The organism is Elstera sp. (genome assembly GCF_044372965.1).
In the GTDB taxonomy this organism is placed as follows: domain Bacteria; phylum Pseudomonadota; class Alphaproteobacteria; order Elsterales; family Elsteraceae; genus Elstera.
In genome coordinates this window covers 49,797-64,774 of record NZ_JBILQX010000003.1, presented here as the reverse complement: position 1 = coordinate 64,774, position 14,978 = coordinate 49,797, and the positions used below count along the sequence as shown (strand labels likewise).

Annotated in this window: 18 protein-coding genes; 9 read left to right on the top strand and 9 right to left on the bottom strand. The window is 61.2% G+C overall.

Annotated features, from left to right (window positions below):
• The 3 genes from ACIQ36_RS01150 to ACIQ36_RS01140 all read right to left on the bottom strand — a co-directional run.
• Nucleotides 1-1,240, bottom strand: a 1,240-nt coding sequence (locus ACIQ36_RS01150; protein ID WP_395824576.1) for a polysaccharide biosynthesis/export family protein, incomplete at its 3' end; no start/stop codon positions are given.
• 2 nt (nucleotides 1,241-1,242) lie between these two features.
• Nucleotides 1,243-1,605 (bottom strand): hypothetical protein, encoded by a 363-nt coding sequence (locus ACIQ36_RS01145; protein ID WP_395824573.1) that lies wholly within the window; start codon nucleotides 1,603-1,605, stop codon nucleotides 1,243-1,245.
• 4 nt (nucleotides 1,606-1,609) lie between these two features.
• Nucleotides 1,610-1,906: an STAS domain-containing protein gene (locus tag ACIQ36_RS01140; protein WP_395824571.1), complete on the bottom strand. Its 297-nt coding sequence runs from the start codon at nucleotides 1,904-1,906 to the stop codon at nucleotides 1,610-1,612.
• A gap of 231 nt (nucleotides 1,907-2,137) precedes the next feature.
• Here ACIQ36_RS01140 and ACIQ36_RS01135 point away from each other — a divergent pair, with 231 nt between their 5' ends.
• From ACIQ36_RS01135 to ACIQ36_RS01120, 4 genes are all read left to right on the top strand, one after another.
• Nucleotides 2,138-3,280 (top strand): glycosyltransferase, encoded by a 1,143-nt coding sequence (locus ACIQ36_RS01135; RefSeq protein WP_395824568.1) that lies wholly within the window; start codon nucleotides 2,138-2,140, stop codon nucleotides 3,278-3,280.
• Complete coding sequence (locus ACIQ36_RS01130) at nucleotides 3,277-4,470, top strand: glycosyltransferase family 2 protein (protein WP_395824565.1); 1,194 nt, start codon at nucleotides 3,277-3,279, stop codon at nucleotides 4,468-4,470. Before ACIQ36_RS01135 ends, ACIQ36_RS01130 begins: the two co-directional genes overlap by 4 nt.
• Nucleotides 4,471-4,481: 11 nt before the next feature.
• Nucleotides 4,482-5,180 carry a sugar transferase gene (locus ACIQ36_RS01125; protein ID WP_395824562.1) on the top strand — a complete coding sequence of 233 codons (699 nt, stop codon included), beginning with the start codon at nucleotides 4,482-4,484 and terminating at the stop codon, nucleotides 5,178-5,180.
• Nucleotides 5,181-5,268: 88 nt separating this feature from the next.
• The gene (locus ACIQ36_RS01120) at nucleotides 5,269-6,693 is read left to right on the top strand and encodes a sigma-54-dependent transcriptional regulator (protein WP_395824559.1); all 1,425 of its coding nucleotides are present in this window, start codon (nucleotides 5,269-5,271) and stop codon (nucleotides 6,691-6,693) included.
• 26 nt (nucleotides 6,694-6,719) lie between these two features.
• On the opposite strand, the gene ACIQ36_RS01115 is transcribed toward ACIQ36_RS01120, so the two are convergent.
• Nucleotides 6,720-7,076, bottom strand: coding sequence for a hypothetical protein (locus tag ACIQ36_RS01115; RefSeq protein WP_395824556.1), 357 nt, complete (start codon nucleotides 7,074-7,076; stop codon nucleotides 6,720-6,722).
• A 259-nt stretch (nucleotides 7,077-7,335) separates the two neighbouring features.
• Here ACIQ36_RS01115 and ACIQ36_RS01110 point away from each other — a divergent pair, with 259 nt between their 5' ends.
• Together ACIQ36_RS01110 and ACIQ36_RS01105 are read left to right on the top strand one after the other, a co-directional pair.
• Nucleotides 7,336-8,628 (top strand): diguanylate cyclase, encoded by a 1,293-nt coding sequence (locus ACIQ36_RS01110; protein WP_395824553.1) that lies wholly within the window; start codon nucleotides 7,336-7,338, stop codon nucleotides 8,626-8,628.
• Between the two features lie 19 nt (nucleotides 8,629-8,647).
• A complete protein-coding gene (locus tag ACIQ36_RS01105) occupies nucleotides 8,648-8,911 on the top strand; it encodes a hypothetical protein (protein ID WP_395824550.1) in 264 nt (87 codons plus the stop codon).
• Nucleotides 8,912-8,921: 10 nt separating this feature from the next.
• Here the strand turns inward: ACIQ36_RS01105 and ACIQ36_RS01100 are convergent, their stop codons facing one another.
• Complete coding sequence (locus ACIQ36_RS01100) at nucleotides 8,922-9,257, bottom strand: hypothetical protein (RefSeq protein WP_395824547.1); 336 nt, start codon at nucleotides 9,255-9,257, stop codon at nucleotides 8,922-8,924.
• Between the two features lie 233 nt (nucleotides 9,258-9,490).
• Nucleotides 9,491-10,069 carry a YqaA family protein gene (locus ACIQ36_RS01095; protein ID WP_395824544.1) on the bottom strand — a complete coding sequence of 193 codons (579 nt, stop codon included), beginning with the start codon at nucleotides 10,067-10,069 and terminating at the stop codon, nucleotides 9,491-9,493.
• A gap of 133 nt (nucleotides 10,070-10,202) precedes the next feature.
• On the opposite strand from ACIQ36_RS01095, the gene ACIQ36_RS01090 reads away from it, so the two are divergent.
• Nucleotides 10,203-11,081 (top strand): SMP-30/gluconolactonase/LRE family protein, encoded by an 879-nt coding sequence (locus ACIQ36_RS01090; protein WP_395824541.1) that lies wholly within the window; start codon nucleotides 10,203-10,205, stop codon nucleotides 11,079-11,081.
• A gap of 5 nt (nucleotides 11,082-11,086) precedes the next feature.
• Here ACIQ36_RS01090 and ACIQ36_RS01085 read toward each other — a convergent pair whose 3' ends face one another.
• Together ACIQ36_RS01085 and ACIQ36_RS01080 are read right to left on the bottom strand one after the other, a co-directional pair.
• Nucleotides 11,087-11,911, bottom strand: a complete 825-nt coding sequence (locus tag ACIQ36_RS01085; protein WP_395824537.1) for a GyrI-like domain-containing protein — start codon at nucleotides 11,909-11,911, stop codon at nucleotides 11,087-11,089.
• Complete coding sequence (locus ACIQ36_RS01080; RefSeq protein ID WP_395824535.1) at nucleotides 11,908-12,747, bottom strand: GyrI-like domain-containing protein; 840 nt, start codon at nucleotides 12,745-12,747, stop codon at nucleotides 11,908-11,910. Before ACIQ36_RS01080 ends, ACIQ36_RS01085 begins: the two co-directional genes overlap by 4 nt.
• 143 nt (nucleotides 12,748-12,890) lie before the next feature.
• Between ACIQ36_RS01080 and ACIQ36_RS01075 the strand changes: the two genes are divergently transcribed.
• Both ACIQ36_RS01075 and ACIQ36_RS01070 read left to right on the top strand, forming a co-directional pair.
• Nucleotides 12,891-14,078, top strand: coding sequence for an Acg family FMN-binding oxidoreductase (locus tag ACIQ36_RS01075; protein ID WP_395824532.1), 1,188 nt, complete (start codon nucleotides 12,891-12,893; stop codon nucleotides 14,076-14,078).
• On the top strand, nucleotides 14,078-14,605 hold the full coding sequence (locus ACIQ36_RS01070; RefSeq protein ID WP_395824529.1) for a MarR family winged helix-turn-helix transcriptional regulator: 528 nt from the start codon (nucleotides 14,078-14,080) through the stop codon (nucleotides 14,603-14,605). Before ACIQ36_RS01075 ends, ACIQ36_RS01070 begins: the two co-directional genes overlap by 1 nt.
• Here the strand turns inward: ACIQ36_RS01070 and ACIQ36_RS01065 are convergent.
• The gene (locus ACIQ36_RS01065; protein ID WP_395824526.1) at nucleotides 14,553-14,963 is read right to left on the bottom strand and encodes a VOC family protein; all 411 of its coding nucleotides are present in this window, start codon (nucleotides 14,961-14,963) and stop codon (nucleotides 14,553-14,555) included. The genes ACIQ36_RS01070 and ACIQ36_RS01065 overlap by 53 nt on opposite strands.
• Between the last annotated feature and the right edge of the window lie 15 nt (nucleotides 14,964-14,978).

Genomic DNA, 14,978 nt, shown 5'->3' with positions numbered 1-14,978 from the left:
TAAGATCGAAAAAGGTCATTTCGTCCGACCATTCAAACCGCCCCGGCTTATAGACCGCGCCCAGCACCTGAACCGCACGGCCGGGGGCGATTTTCAACCACGAGGGCTCATTGGTATCCATTTTCTCGGGAACGAAAATCGCATCGCCAGGGCGAACCGGGGGCAGCGGGGCCGCATTGGGATTTTCCGTGTAGCGCGGCAGATCGACCATCTCGACCTTACCATCGGCCCGCAGCACGCGGATTTGGCGCGTATCGGCAAAGCGCGTCGGCCCGCCCGCATTGGCCAGAACATCGATAAAGGTTGCGCCGGGCTTACCGTCGAACGCGCCTGGCTTTGCGACTTCGCCCATCACATAGACGGTGGAGGCCCCCCGGCGAATTTCTTCCATCTGCTTCGGCACGAACAGGGTGGCCCCCGGCTGCACATCGGGCAGTTGCGCCTTATCGCCGGTATCGAGGTAGTTTTGCAGATTGAAGAGAATCGGCTTGCCCTGGTTGATAATGCGGATCTGCTCAACGGCGGCATAGCGGGTAACGCCGCCTGCGCGCATCAGCATATCCACGGCCGTCACCCCCGGCTTATAGGCGAAAATCGCGGGCGTATTGACCTCGCCGAATACTTTGATCGCCGTGCGCTCTTCCGCGCCGTCGCCCGCCGCGGCCAGCGTGCGCCCATCGAACTCGATTTGCACATTGCCTGTGAGCGGCGACGCGGGCACGAAAACCGTATCGAGCGGCTGCAAGTCCGGCAGCAGGCTGGTATCGCCGCTATCGAGATATTTCTTATAATCGAAGTTAAGGGTTTGCTTGCCGCGCCGCACTTGAACGCGGTCGAGCTGCGCGCCCTGGCTAAGGCCGCCGGCGGTATTGATCGCCATTTGCACGGTGGCGTCGCCGGGCAGTTCCACCGGGCCGGGGGTTTTCACATAACCCAGCACCGAGACCAGCAAGCGCCGCTCCTTGAGGACAACCGTCAGCCGATCCAAATCCCGGAAGGCTTTGCCGAGCCGCTCGCGCACCAGCTTTTCCGCCTCGGCGGGGGTTTTACCCGACAGCACCAGCGCACCGACTTCCGGCAGCGTCACGCGGCCTTTGCGGTCGATTTGGAAGTCTTTACTCAGCGCCGCTTCTCCGGGGAGCGAGACGGTTAGAATATCCCCGATCCGCAAAGCTTCTTCCTGCGCGTAAGTACCGAAGGAGAAAAAGATGAGCGTGAGGATAAGGAGTAAGCGGCGCATGGTTAGTCTCCGAGAGCCAAGGACGGGGAGAGGCTTTGGTCGAGCGCGGTCAGCGCAAGGTTGAGACGGCCTAAGGTGGCGGCCATGCCATCGATCAGGTCGCTTTGAGCTTCACGCTCGGCGCGGGCCAAGAGCGTTTCGATGTCCCGCAACCGGCCGGGCGCATAGGTGGGGGCCGGGCCTGCCCGAACGAGCGCCACGCGGGCGCGGGCTTCTGCAAGGGGGGCGGGGGCGGGCGTGGTCTCGGTCAGCGGGCGATACTGGCCAAGATGGCCACCCTGGCCCGGATTAGGCCAGGACGGGCCGCCGCAGGCCGACAGAAGCGCGGCAGCCGAGAGCAGGAAGGTGAGGGGCCGAAACATCATCGCCTCACGCTTGGCGTTGAAGATCGGTTGCAACCATCGGGATCACCCGGGGCACTCTCAAAAACTCCAAAAGGCGCGCGGGCTGGCCCTCAGCCCCAACAAGGGTAAGGCCGATTTTGCGCGCCGAGAGACGCTTATAGAGAAAGACAATCGCACCGACGCCCGAGCTATCGAGAAAATCGACTTCCGACAGATCAAGCCGAACTTCGGTATCGCTATTCGACAGGGCTTCGAGTTCGGCGCGCTTCGCGGTCGCGGCTTCGGCATCGAAAGAACCGCTCAGAAAGTAAGTATGGGCCATGGGTCATCTCCTCAGTTGGATGGATGATCCCCCTAGCGCAAAGCCCATGCCGACGCGATTTGGGCCATTTTGAGGCGCAAACCGCTTGCAAATCGCAAGCTGCAACCGCAGACCCCGCGCCCGTTCGCATTTCGCAATCCAAAACCGTAAAAACCCCGCGCGAAAGCCCCTTAAGGCCTGGCATGCCGGTTGCGGTTTCGGGACGGCCTTGGTTTTTTCAGGATTTTCGCCATGCCGCCCTTTCACCTTCCCAGTGCCAATCCGCACCTTGTCCATGTTGTGCAGCGTCTCGCGCCGGGGGGGATCGAAGCGCTGGTCGTGGCCTTGGTCACGGCACCGCCCGTGATCGACGGCTTACGGCGAACGATCATCAGCCTTGACGGCTCGGTTGAGGAGTTGGTCGGCGCTTGGCCGCGTTTGGCCGAGATTCGCCCGCAAATCATTGCGCTGGATAAGCGCCCCGGCTTTCAGCCGCGCCTCTTCTTGCGCCTCGCCCGCGTCCTCCGGGAGTTAGAGGCGACCGCCTGCTGTTCGCACGGGCTTGGCCCTTTGCTTTATGGGGGGGTCGCGGCGCGGATGCGGGGGATTCGCCACCGGCTGCATGTCGATCACGATAGTTGGAGTCTTGAGGCGCGCCGCCCGCAGCGCGTCTATCGCACCGCCCTTGGCCTTGCCGCGCCCACACCGCTCGCCGTGACCGACGCGATTGGCGATGCGATTGCCCATCACGTCGGAACGCGCCCGCAGATTCTCTATAATGGCGTGGACAGTGAGCATTTTCGCCCCGTTGACGGGATCGCGGGCAAACTGGTGCAGCGGCGGCGGCTTGGCCTGCCCAATGCGCCCATCATGATCGGCAGTATCGGACGCCTGGAAACGGTGAAGGGGCATGATCTGCTGATCGCCGCAACGGCGGGTTTGCCGGAAACTTGCCATCTTATTCTGGCCGGGGACGGCAGCGCGCGCCCGGCGCTCGAAGCCCAAGCGCGCGCGCTGAACATCGCACACCGCGTGCATTTTCTGGGACTCGTGAGTGATAGCGCCGCAGTTCTGCGGGCGCTCGACGTCTTCTGCCTTCCGTCGCGCGCCGAAGGGCTGCCCTTGGCCCTGCTGGAAGCGCAAGCCTGTGGTCTGCCGATTATCGCCACCTCGGTCGGCGGTGTGCCCGCGGCCCTGGCAACCGGGGCAGGCATTCTCATCCCCCCTGAAAACAGCGATGCCCTTCAATTCGCATTGATGGAGCTTCTCGCCCTTGGCCCTGCGGCTTGGGCGGGGATGGGGTCGCTCGGGCGTCTGGAGGTTCTGGCCCGCTATTCGCTGAAAACCACCCAACGCGCCTACGAGCGTTTAGCCGTCGGGGAACCCATTCAATGACCTCAGTCCTCGAAGTTTCGACGCTCGCAGCGCTGGCAGCCACTGTCTATCACCATGCGGGTTATTCGCTTCTGCTGCGCGCCCTTACCCGCAAGCAGAGTGCCGAGACACCGCCGGTCATCGTCGCCGATAGCCTGCCGCGCATCAGCATCGTCATTCCGGCCTATCGGGAAGGCGCCTTCATCGCGGCCAAGATCGCTAATTGCGCCGCCTTGCTCTATCCGCCCGAGAAGCTTGAAATTCTGGTGCTGGATGATGGCTCGCCCGACGATACCAGCGCGCAAGCCGCCCGAGCCGCCGATACCGACGCCCTTAAGGGGGTGAGTTTCCGGCTGATCCGCTTTGCGGAAAATCGCGGAAAAGTTGCCGTTCTGAACGAAGCATTTCCCTTGGTGACGGGCAGCATCATTCTCTTCTCCGATGCCTCGGCGCTGCTCTCGATCGACGCGCTTCAGCGGATTGCCGGATGGTTTTCCAATCCGAACTGCGCCCTTGTCAGCAGTTGCTACAAACTCTTGTCGCCCAAAAACCCCGGCGAGGCCCGCTGGTGGCAGCGGCAAACGACGACGCTGTTCCGCGAATCCCTGCTCGCCGCCCCAATTGGCGCGCATGGCGCGGGCTTTGCGGTTCGAAAAAGCGCTTTGCGCCCCTTGCCCCCCGATAGCGTCAACGATGATTTTCTGTTGGCAATGGGCGCAATTGCGCGCGGTGGCCGGGGTGTTTACGACCCCGAGATTACCGCACTCGAACTCGATCCCACCTCCGAGCCGCAAGATTTCCGCCGCCGTATTCGCATTGGAACCGGAAATCTTCAACAGCTCGTAAGGCTACCCGGACTGCTGAACCCGCGCCGCCCGATCTTGGCCTTTCTCTTTCTGTCGGGAAAAGGCTCCCGCCCTCTAATGCCGCTTGCCATGCTCTGGGCGCTCATCGGCACCGGGCTGCTGGCCCGCGACGGCTCGCTGGTCTTTGGCAGCATTTTTGCGATGCAGGTTGCGGGCTATGCCTTAGGGCTCCTGTCCCCGGTCCTGAAACGCGCAAGCCTGTGCCCGTCCCCCATCCGCCGCGCCTCGGCCCTGATCGATTATCTCGTTCGCGGCCATCTCGCGGGGGCCATCGGTGCCGCGCGCTTTCTGCTCGGTCGCCATCGCGCCCCTTGGCGCCGCATCTCTCTTCCCTCTGCCGATTAGGAATTTTCCCCATGACCGACGATTTAACGCTCGAAACCCTCGCCGCCGACTGGGACCGCACCACGGCCCCGCCCGTTCTCAGCCATCAGCCCGCCAGTGTGCGGTATGGTAAACGGTTCGTGGATGTGATGGGGGCCTTGGTCGGCCTTGCCCTCACCGCCCCTATCCTTCCGCTTGTCGCCCTCGCCATCCGGCTCGATAGCCCCGGCCCGATCCTGTTTCGGCAATTGCGTGTCGGCGAAAGCACGGCGCGGCAAACCAAGCTGTTTTACATGATTAAATTCCGCAGCATGGGGGTGAATGCCGAAGCCAAAACGGGGCCGGTCTGGGCCACGAAAAACGATCCGCGCGTCACCCGCGTCGGGCGCTTTATGCGCAAAACCCGCCTTGACGAAATTCCGCAGCTTTTGAACGTGCTGAAGGGCGATATGTCGCTGATTGGCCCGCGCCCGGAACGGCCCGGAATCGTGCCTCGCCTTGAAAACTCTATTCCCTTCTTTTCCGAGCGGGTTTACGGCGTCCGCCCTGGCATTACCGGATTGGCGCAAGTCTACCAAGGGTATGATGAAACCGTGGAAGATACGCGCTGCAAAGTGGGGTACGACCACGCCTACGCCCTATCCCTCACAAAAGCCCGGCACTGGCTGGCCATGGACGCAATGATTATCCTGCGCACGGTGCTAGTCGTCGTCACGGGGCGCGGGCATTAGGGTCTTGTTAAAACCCTCTGCTTTACCCTTGCGCAAATAAGCGCTTATGCTACCCGGAACGGCGCGCAGGGGGGATAACCGTAAACGCATGGACGATACTGACCGCCCCGATATCTTGCTCGTGGAAGACGTTCCGTCGCTGGCGAATGTCTACCGCGAGTTCCTGCGGAAAGCGGGATTTGCGTCCACCCATCTCAGCCTTGGCCGCGAAGCGCAGGATTATGTGCGCGGCCATCTGCCGAAACTCGTGATTCTCGATTTGCAGTTACCGGATATGGCGGGAATCGAGATTTTACGGGCGATCAAACAAGAAGAGCTGCCGACCGCCGTCGTCGTCATTACCGCGCATGGATCGATCAATACCGCCGTTGAGGCGATGCAGGCCGGGGCGGCGGATTTTATCGTTAAGCCGTTTTCAGCCGAGCGCCTCGTTGTCACCGTGCGCAACGCGCTGGAGCAGCACCGCTTACGGACGCTGGTGAATAGTTTCCGTGACGATATGGGGCGCAGCCGTTTTCACGGCTTCATCGGCTCCTCCCTGCCAATGCAGCCCGTCTACCGCATTATCGAAAATGCGGCCACGAGCAAGGCAACCGTGTTCATCACGGGCGAATCGGGAACGGGGAAGGAAGTCTGCGCCGAAGCGATTCACCGGGCCAGCCCACGGCGCGCTAAGCCCTTCATTGCCATCAACTGCGGGGCTATTCCCAAAGACTTAATCGAATCGGAGGTTTTCGGGCACGTCAAAGGCGCGTTTACCGGCGCAACAGCAGACCGGGATGGGGCCGCCAGCCGCGCCGACGGGGGCACCTTGTTCCTCGATGAACTCTGCGAGATGGACCTTAACCTGCAAACCAAATTGCTTCGCTTCTTGCAAACCGGCAGTTTTACCCGGGTTGGCGGCAGCAAGGTTGAAAAGGTCGATATTCGCATTCTTTGCGCCACCAACCGGAACCCGCAAACCGAGGTGGAGGAGGGGCGCTTCCGCGAAGATCTCTATTACCGTCTTCACGTTATTCCGATTCATTTGCCGCCCTTGCGCGACCGCGACGATGACGTGATCGAAATCGCCCGCGCGCTTCTGCTGCAATATTCTAAAGAAGAATCTAAGGAATTTTCGGGGTTCTTACCCGAAGTAGAAGCGATTATTAAAAATTACGCCTGGCCGGGTAATGTGCGACAGTTGCAAAATGTCATTCGCAACATCGTTGTTCTCAACGATGGCCAGCAGGTGGGCCTCGATATGCTCCCGCCGCCGCTCACCCCAGGGTTGACGATCGCGCGGCCAATTGCCCCGCCCGTCGCCAGCGCAGGCGCTTCCAATCCGGGCGTTTTATCGTCCGCGCCGACCGCCATCGCCGTCGGCCCGCTCTGGCGCATTGAGAAGGACGCAATCGAGCGGGCTATCGCCGCTTGCGACGGCAATATTCCCCGCGCGGCAGCCTTACTGGAGGTTGCCCCCTCCACCATTTATCGAAAAAAGCAGGCGTGGGACGAAATGGCGGCGCGCTGAGCGCCGCCTCTTCCTTCAGGTGAACCCTATCGCGTGCTGAGAATCATCGCCTGCAACACATCGAAAGTTTCATCGGGCAAACTCTGGAACCGGAACCGCGCGGGCTCATCGATTCCGCCGCGCCCAACCAACTCGACCACAAAGGTTGCAATCGGATCGTCATTTCGATCCAGAATGACGCCATCGAGCTGGGTGCCGAGCGGCAACAGGGAGAGAAACGGCGCCAACCGAAAGCCCCCCAATCCCCAATCCACAGCCACGTGAACCGTCCCGCATACAACAACTTTGAGTGCAGGATTGGTATAGCGCTTATCATGGCGTTGATGGGGAGCGCGCGCCGGACCACCATAGCGGCGACGGCTGTGTGCGACTGTTGTCATCATTTTTTCCTCCTATCCGGCGCTCCCGTGAGCGCGGGGTATCGCTGTCGGTGCCCGCTCTAATTTCAAAACTTATGCCAAGGGTTTTTCTGACAAATTCTGATTTTGACGTCGCGTTTTGCGTTTGAATTTGCAGTCTGCAACCTAATTTCTGGGCGTTGCCGCCCATATTGCAAAAAACCAACGGCATTTTCCGCTGTCGACCTTGGCATGAAAATTGGTCCTAACGGCCTATCCAGCATCACAGCCGAGACCTACCGCTATGCCAGCATCCCAACTCTATCGCGCCCCTGCGGAAGAACACCCGCCCCGCCCGACCGTCTGCATCTATGGCGCCGACGAGGCGCTGCGCCGGGTTCTGAAAGATATTGGGTATCAGTGCGTCATGCTGCCCGATCCGGGGTCCGCCCTGCCCGCAACCGAAAAACCGCCCATCGCCATTTTTCGAGAATTGCCCCCCCGGATTGGGTCGGAGAGCGCGCCGCTTCCATCGGGGCAACCGCCGACGATCTTTACCACGGCGTCCGAGACCGTCGCCGACCGCATCGCGGCCTTGCGCGCGGGCGGCTTAGGCTTCCTTGCGCGTCCCTATCAAATCGACGAGGTTGACCGCCTGATGCGGGTTGCCATCCGCCACGGGACCGCCGAACGGTCCTTACGGCGGCTGATGATCGTCGAGGATGACGCTTCAATGGCGCGGTTGGTTTCGGGATACCTCGGCCAAAAGGGCTATCAGGTCAAACATGTGGAAGATCCCATGCAACTGTTGGAAGCCCTCGCTAGCTTCCGCCCGGCGGCGCTGATTCTCGATTTAAATCTACCGCAGGTTTCCGGCGCGGAATTGGCAGCGATTATCCGCCAGTTCCCGACCTTCACGACCTTACCGATTCTCTTTCTCTCCGGCGAAACCGACTCGATGGCCCAAATCCAAGCCTTACGCTGCGGGGCCGACGGGTTTTTATCCAAACCCATCCGCGCAAACGAACTGCTCGGGCGCATTGATGCGGTGCTAACGCGATTGGAAGAGTTGGATCATCTCGTCCACCGCGACCATCTAACGGGCTTGCCGAACCGGCGCGCCTTCCTGCTCGAACTCGAACAGGCGCTTGCCAGCGCCCAGCGCACGCAGCGACCGTTGAGCCTAGCCATTATCGATGTGGACCATTTTAAGTCCATAAACGATACCTTCGGTCATCTCACGGGCGACCGAGTTCTAAAGCGGCTCGCCAACCACCTGCAAACCTCGCTGCGCCGGGAAGATTATATTGGCCGTATTGGCGGCGAGGAATTTGCCATTCTGCTCCCCGGTGCAGATGTTAACGCGGCGATTGGGGTGTTGGATGCGTCGCGCGCCAGTTGTAAGCGGGCGTGCGGGGGGCTGTTACCGGAGATCGCTGGGGCCACCGCCCCGCGCATGGTCAGCTTTAGCGGCGGTGTTATTGGGGTCGCCGACTATGGCGATGCCGAAAACATGGCGGAATTCCTACTCAACCGCGCCGACGAAGCCCTCTACCGAGCAAAAGCCGCCGGACGCGATCGGCTTGAACGGGGGTGAATGCGACGGACAAGACCCGATGCGCAACGATATCGGCCACCCAATTGCCCGGCGGGGAGGATGGGCGGGGCGGCCCGTCAATCTGATTCCCAGCTTTGGCGGCGCAACCGCAGCGGTGGCGGCGGCTTTCGGGGTGCTGTTGCCGGACTATCTGCAGCCGAGCCTCTCGCTGCCGTCCCTGGGCATGCTCCCCGCCTCCTTACCAGATTTCGCCGAACAAGCCGCCAAAACCCCGGAACCGGCGGGGCTGGTCGCCCTTCTGGCGGGGGCGCTCAAGGTTTAGGGGGCAGGTCCTAATCGACGAGGGGACTCGGGGGGAGGCGCTTTGCAATTAACAAATCGGTGCAATTTCCGAGTTTATGAACGTCATTCGGCGGCCAAACACGGTATTCCGCTTTGAGTGCCACGAGGAATTTATCGTTTTCATCATAGAAAAGAAGAAAATTTACAAATTGCCGCTCAATTGCATCTTTTATGTTCCAAGGTATCTCAATATCTTTCCGATCGGGAAACACACGGTGAGAGGCTGAACAGACAAGTTTTGCGTCCACATCATTGAAACGAAACGCAGTTCTGATTTGGTTAATATTTTCCAAATATTGATTCAGCAGCAAATCACTCGAGATCACTTTCTCCTCGGAGGGGGGGCAAATAATCGGACTCATCAAGAGAAGCTGAAGACCCAAAAAATAGCAAAATTAGCAAGGGCCAGGTAAAAAAAGCCAAAACATATATTGTTGACGCAACAATACCCAGTATCGCAAATGCGCGCTTCAAGCGTGACGGCGGCGAAAAACGTGAATTGTTTGGCATAATTTCCCCCTCACTCCGACCGCGTCTTTCACTCAGCCGCCAATTGCCCCTACAAATACCGCAACGCGACAAAACCGCCGACTAACAGCACCGCGAAAACACTTGTCAGCAGCGTCAGATATTTCTCGATAAAGGCGCGGATCGGCTCGCCGAAGAAATAGAGCAGCCCGGCAATCAGAAAAAACCGCATCGCCCGCGACAGGATTGAGGCGAACGCAAAGGCCAGCAGCGGGAAATGCGCGACGCCCGAGGCAATCGTAATCAGCTTATAGGGAATCGGCGTCATGCCCTTAATAACGATGATCCACCAGCCATACTCGGCGAAGGCTTTTTGGAACTCGTCGAATTTCGCGCCAAGCCCATAGCTCTGAATCACCCAGGAGCCAATCGCTTCCCACAGGTAATAGCCGATGGCATAGCCCAGAAACCCGCCCGCAACCGAGGCCAGCGTACAGACCGCCGCGTAAAACAGCGCCCGCCGCCGATTGGCGAGGCACATGGGCACCAGCATCACATCGGGCGGAATGGGAAAGAAGGAGCTTTCGACGAACGACACCAGGGCGAGCGCCCAAGTGGCCTGGGGCGTGCCCGCTTTGGCGATAACCCAATCGTAAAGGCGGCGCAGCATGGAAATCGGCGTCCGATTCTGGCAGGGGGAAAGGCGTTGCGCGGTGTGCCACGGCCCCGGAAAGCGGTCAAGAGACAAGGCGGATGAAACCCGCTAGAAGGGCTTCCGGGCGGGGCTTTCTTAGGAGCAAATTATGTCGAAACTTGTGGGGCCGGTCGAACTTAATGTGCAACAGCGCTGCAAAACCGGGGAATCGCCGGTGTGGGATGCGGCGCGCGCCTGCCTGTGGTGGGTGGATATTAATGGGCCAAGCCTGTTTCAGCTCACCCCAGCGACGGGGGCGGTTGCACAATGGGATTTCAATGAAGCCCTTGGGTGTGTCGCCGTGCGGGCCGATGGGGCGCTGCTGCTGGCCTTGCGCTCGGGCTTAGTTCGTTTTGATCCCGCAACAGGGGAGCAAAGCGCGATTGCCGCCGCCCCCTATGATCCAAAAACCTACCGTTTCAACGACGGCAAAACCGATCCGCAGGGCCGTTTCTGGGTCGGCACGATGCACGAGCCGCGCACCGAACGCAGTGCGGAGCTTTATTGCCTGACCGAAATGGGCCTTGAATCCCGCGCGAGCGACGTGATGGTCTCCAACGGCCTCGCCTGGTCGCCCGATGGCACCCGGATGTATCATTCCGACACGCGCGCGCATGCGATCTACACCTACCCGATGGACCCGGCGAGCGGCCAGATCGGCGCGCGAACGGTCTTCGCCACCCTTCCGCCTGAGGGCGGACGGCCCGATGGCGCGGCGATGGATGCGGAAGGTTGCTACTGGAGCGCCCAATTCGCCGGGGGTCGCGTGCTGCGCTTCAGCCCCGCAGGCGATATTCTGGAAGAAATCCGCCTGCCGGTGAGCCGCTGCACGATGGTGGCTTTCGGCGGCGCGGACCTGCAAACTCTCTATATCACCAGCGCCTGCGAGGGGCTAACGGAAGCCGAACAAGCCGCCGAACCCCTCGCGGGATCGCTGTTTAAGGTCGCGGTTTCGGTGAAGGGGCAGCCGGTTCCGCCCGTTCGGTAAGCGGCTTACCCCTTCAACGGAATGTAAATCAACGTCTGCCACTCGGTCGGCGGTAGCGTGCGGGGGTCGTTGAGATATTCTTCCAAGCTGGGCCGATCATCGGGCTCGTGGCCGCTGGTCGGTAGCCAGGCGCCGAACAGCCACTGATAGGCTTTTTCGAGTTCGGCATAGGGGCCGGTGTGCAGCGCCGTCACATAACGTCCGCCCGCGATGGTGAGCGCGTGGGCGGGCGCGGCGATGTCGGTGCCGGGCGGGACGGTAAGGCAGGCCTCCGAGCGCAAGTCGGCGGCAGGCACGGCATTGGGATCGTCGTAATAAACCCCGAACATGCGTGTTTCCGGCCCGATAAGCCCGCGCGTGCCCGCGTAGATCGAGACCTGCTCGAAGGCTTTGCCGATCTCCATATACGGGCCGCGATGGGCCACGGCGACACAGGGCAGATCGGTCAGGGTTACGAAATCAATGGGTAGCATCTTATCCTCCATAGCATTGGGAGAGGTTGTTCTCAGGCGGTAAAGCCCCGGCGGGGTGCCGTAATCGGCGGAAAAACTGCGGGTGAAGGCGGCTTGGCTGCCATACCCGGCGCGGTTGGCGATATCGGCAATCGGCTGGTCGGACTGCGCGAGTTGCCCCGCCGCCCGGTGCAAACGCAATCGCCGCACCGTTTCCGCCACCGTCTCGCCGGTGATCCCGCGATAGAGCCGGTGAAAATGATAGGGTGAGAAGCAAGCGATTTTCGCCAGCCGGTCCAGATCCAAGGGCGCATCGAGATTGGCCCAGAGATGATCGACGACCCGCAGAATGCGCGCTTCGTAAGGCGGCAGGCTCATGGTTGAAGACCCGCTTCGGCTAGGGGGATGTAAATGAGGGTTTCCAACTCGGCAGGCGGCACCTGTTTGGGATCATTCAGATATTCCTCCAAACACGGCGCATCGCCCGGCTCGACCCCCTGCTGCGGCAACCAGGTGCTATAGAGCCAGTGATAGGCGCGCTCCAATTCGGCATAGGGGCCGATAAAGCGCGCCACCGCATAGCGCCGACCGCCGACCGTGAGCCTTTCCAGCGGCGGCTCGGCCCTTGTATCGGGCGGCACCGTGAGGCAAGCGTGCGACCGCAACGCTTCGGCGGGCACCAGCGTGGGATCATCGTAATAGACGGCGAAAAATCGCGTCGTCTCCGTCATCAACCCCCGCGGGGCGGCGTGAAGCGCCAGCGTTTCGAAGGCCTTATCGATGTGCTGCTCTGGCCCAACATGCGCTAAGGCGAGGCACGGTAAGGCCGGTAGATACAGAGTTTCGACCGGAACCATTTTTTCCTCCAATTGATGAGCTGAAGCCGCCGACTGACGATAGAGGCCCGGCCCAGCCCCATAGGAGGCGGCAAAGGCGCGGGTAAACGCCGCTTGGCTGCCATATCCCGCCGTCGCTGCAATCTCGGCAATCGGGCGTTCGGAGGCCAAGAGCGCGCCCGCCGCCCGGTGCAGCCTTAGCCGCCGCACGGTTTCCGCCACCGTCTCGCCGGTGATCCCGCGATAGAGGCGGTGGAAATGATAGGGCGAGAAGCAAGCGACCTCCGCCAATCGGTCCAAATCCAAGGGCGCATCTAGGTTCGCCCAGAGATGATCGACGGCCCGCAGAATGCGCGCCTCATAAGCTGTTGCCACCATCCGCCTCCTCCTCTTGCGATTGAGAGAAGCATAAGCGGCTTTGATAAATCTTGCGAATTTGGCCCCTGCCAAAAGATCGCTTGACAGCAACATGTAGTAAGGAGCCATACTACTGGTATGGACCCTTACTAATGGAGCACCTCATGGCCCCGACCAACCGTCGCCGCTTTCTGAAATGGACTCTGGGGGGCTTTGCCGCCCTCAGCACGGCCGCCGTTGCTGGCGGCGTGGGCATTAGTCTAATCCCCAATGTCCCCGCCGTGGCTATCGCCCCATGGCGCGCAGCAGGACAGGGCCGCGATCCGCGCGAACGGGCGCTGTCCTACGCCGCCCTCGCCCCCAATCCGCATAATCTGCAATCCTGGCTGATCGAGTTGGTTGGCGAGGATCAAATGCGCCTCTTTGTCGACCGCAGCCGCCTGTTGCCGGAGACCGATCCGTTCAGCCGCCAGATCGTGATCGGTCAGGGCTGTTTTCTGGAAACCCTGGTGCTCGGGGCCGGTCTTGCCGGGTATCGGGCCGAGGTGAGCCTATTCCCGCAGGGCAGTTTTAGCGCCGATGGGGTCGATCATCGCCCGGTTGCCGATATTCGCTTGAGCGCGGGCGGCTCCGCCGATCCGCTGGCCGCCGCAATTACCCTGCGCCGCAGTGTAAAGGAGCCGTTCGATGCCAAGCGCCCGCCTAGCGACGGTCAGTTGCGCGCCCTCACCGCGCTCAGCACCGCCGACGTGCGCGTGGAGGCCACCGCCGCCGCCGACCGCGTGGCCCGGCTGCGCGGGCTGCTCTATGAGGGTATGGAGATCGAAACCCGCCTGCCGCGCACGTTTCTGGAAAGCGTCAAGCTGATGCGGATTGGGTCGAAGGAAATCGCCCAACACCGCGACGGCATCGATATCGGCGGCGGTATGATCGAAGTGCTCGCCCGCACTGGGATCATCACGCGCGAAGCCCTGGCCGACCCCACCAGCAGCGGTTTTCAAACCGGGCTCGACCTTTATAAAGCGATGACCGACGGCACCCCGGCGCTGATTTGGCTGACCACGCCGGCCAACCGCCGCGAGGATCAAATCGCCGCCGGGCGGGCCTATCAACGCCTCGCCCTCAGCGTAACGCAAGCGGGTCTCGCCCTGCACCCAATGAGCCAGCTTTTGCAGGAATATCCTGAAATGGCGGGCGCGCAGCAGCGCTTGCTGGCCGAACTCGGCAGTAAAGCGCCAGAACGGGTGCAGATGATCGCCCGGATCGGCTATGGTCCCACGGTCTCTCCCGCCCCCCGGCGTGATCCTGCGACGCTGATCGCCGCCGGGCCGAAACTTTCGATGGCTTTCTAATGCCCAATCCCCCGCCGCCCGCCTTTCAACTGCTCAACGAGATTGGGATTATTGCCCAACTGGCCGGGCGGCGGTTTGAACAGGTGATGCCGTTAGACATGAGCCTCGCCCAATTCACCGCGCTCAATCATCTCGTACGGATGGGCGATGGGCGCAGTTTGGTGCGGATGGCGAGCGCGCTTCAGGTGACGAAAGCCAGCATGGGGGAAGTGGTTCGAAAACTCGCGGAAAAAAACCTCGTCACCATCACTCCCGACCCGCAAGATGGACGCGGCAAGCGGGTTTATCTGACCGACGCCGGGCGCGCGGCGCGGGAGGCGGCGATTGCCGCCCTCGGGCCGGATATGGCTACCATGACCGAAACCTTCGGCAATGCCTTTTTCAACGATCTCGTGCCAAAGCTTGCAGAGTTTCGACGCTGGCTCGATGCGGCGCGGGAGGCTGGACCGAGCGCCCCCCGCACTCCGCCAAGCGCTACATCGGACGATCGAGATTCACCATCCACGGAACGCCGAACTGATCGATAAGCGTGCCGAAGCGGATGGCCCAAAAGGTTTCTTCCAGCGGCATCGTCACCGCGCCGCCCGCGCCCAAGGCGGCAAATAGCCGTTCGGCCTCCTCAATCGAGGTTGCCTGCACCGAAACGCTGAAGCCGCCATGGGTCACATCCCCCGGCCCCATACCATCCGACGCCATCAGCGCAACGCCGCCATACCGCAAGGAGGCATGCATGATTTTATCGCGCCACTCCGGCGGCACGTAAGTTTCGGCGGGGGTGCCTGCGAAGGTCGAGATCATCTCAAGTTCGACCCCGAGGCACTCGGCATAAAAATTCATGGCGTCCCGACAGGTGCCGCCGAAGGTGAGATAGGCATTCAGGCTCATAACACTCTCCGAAAC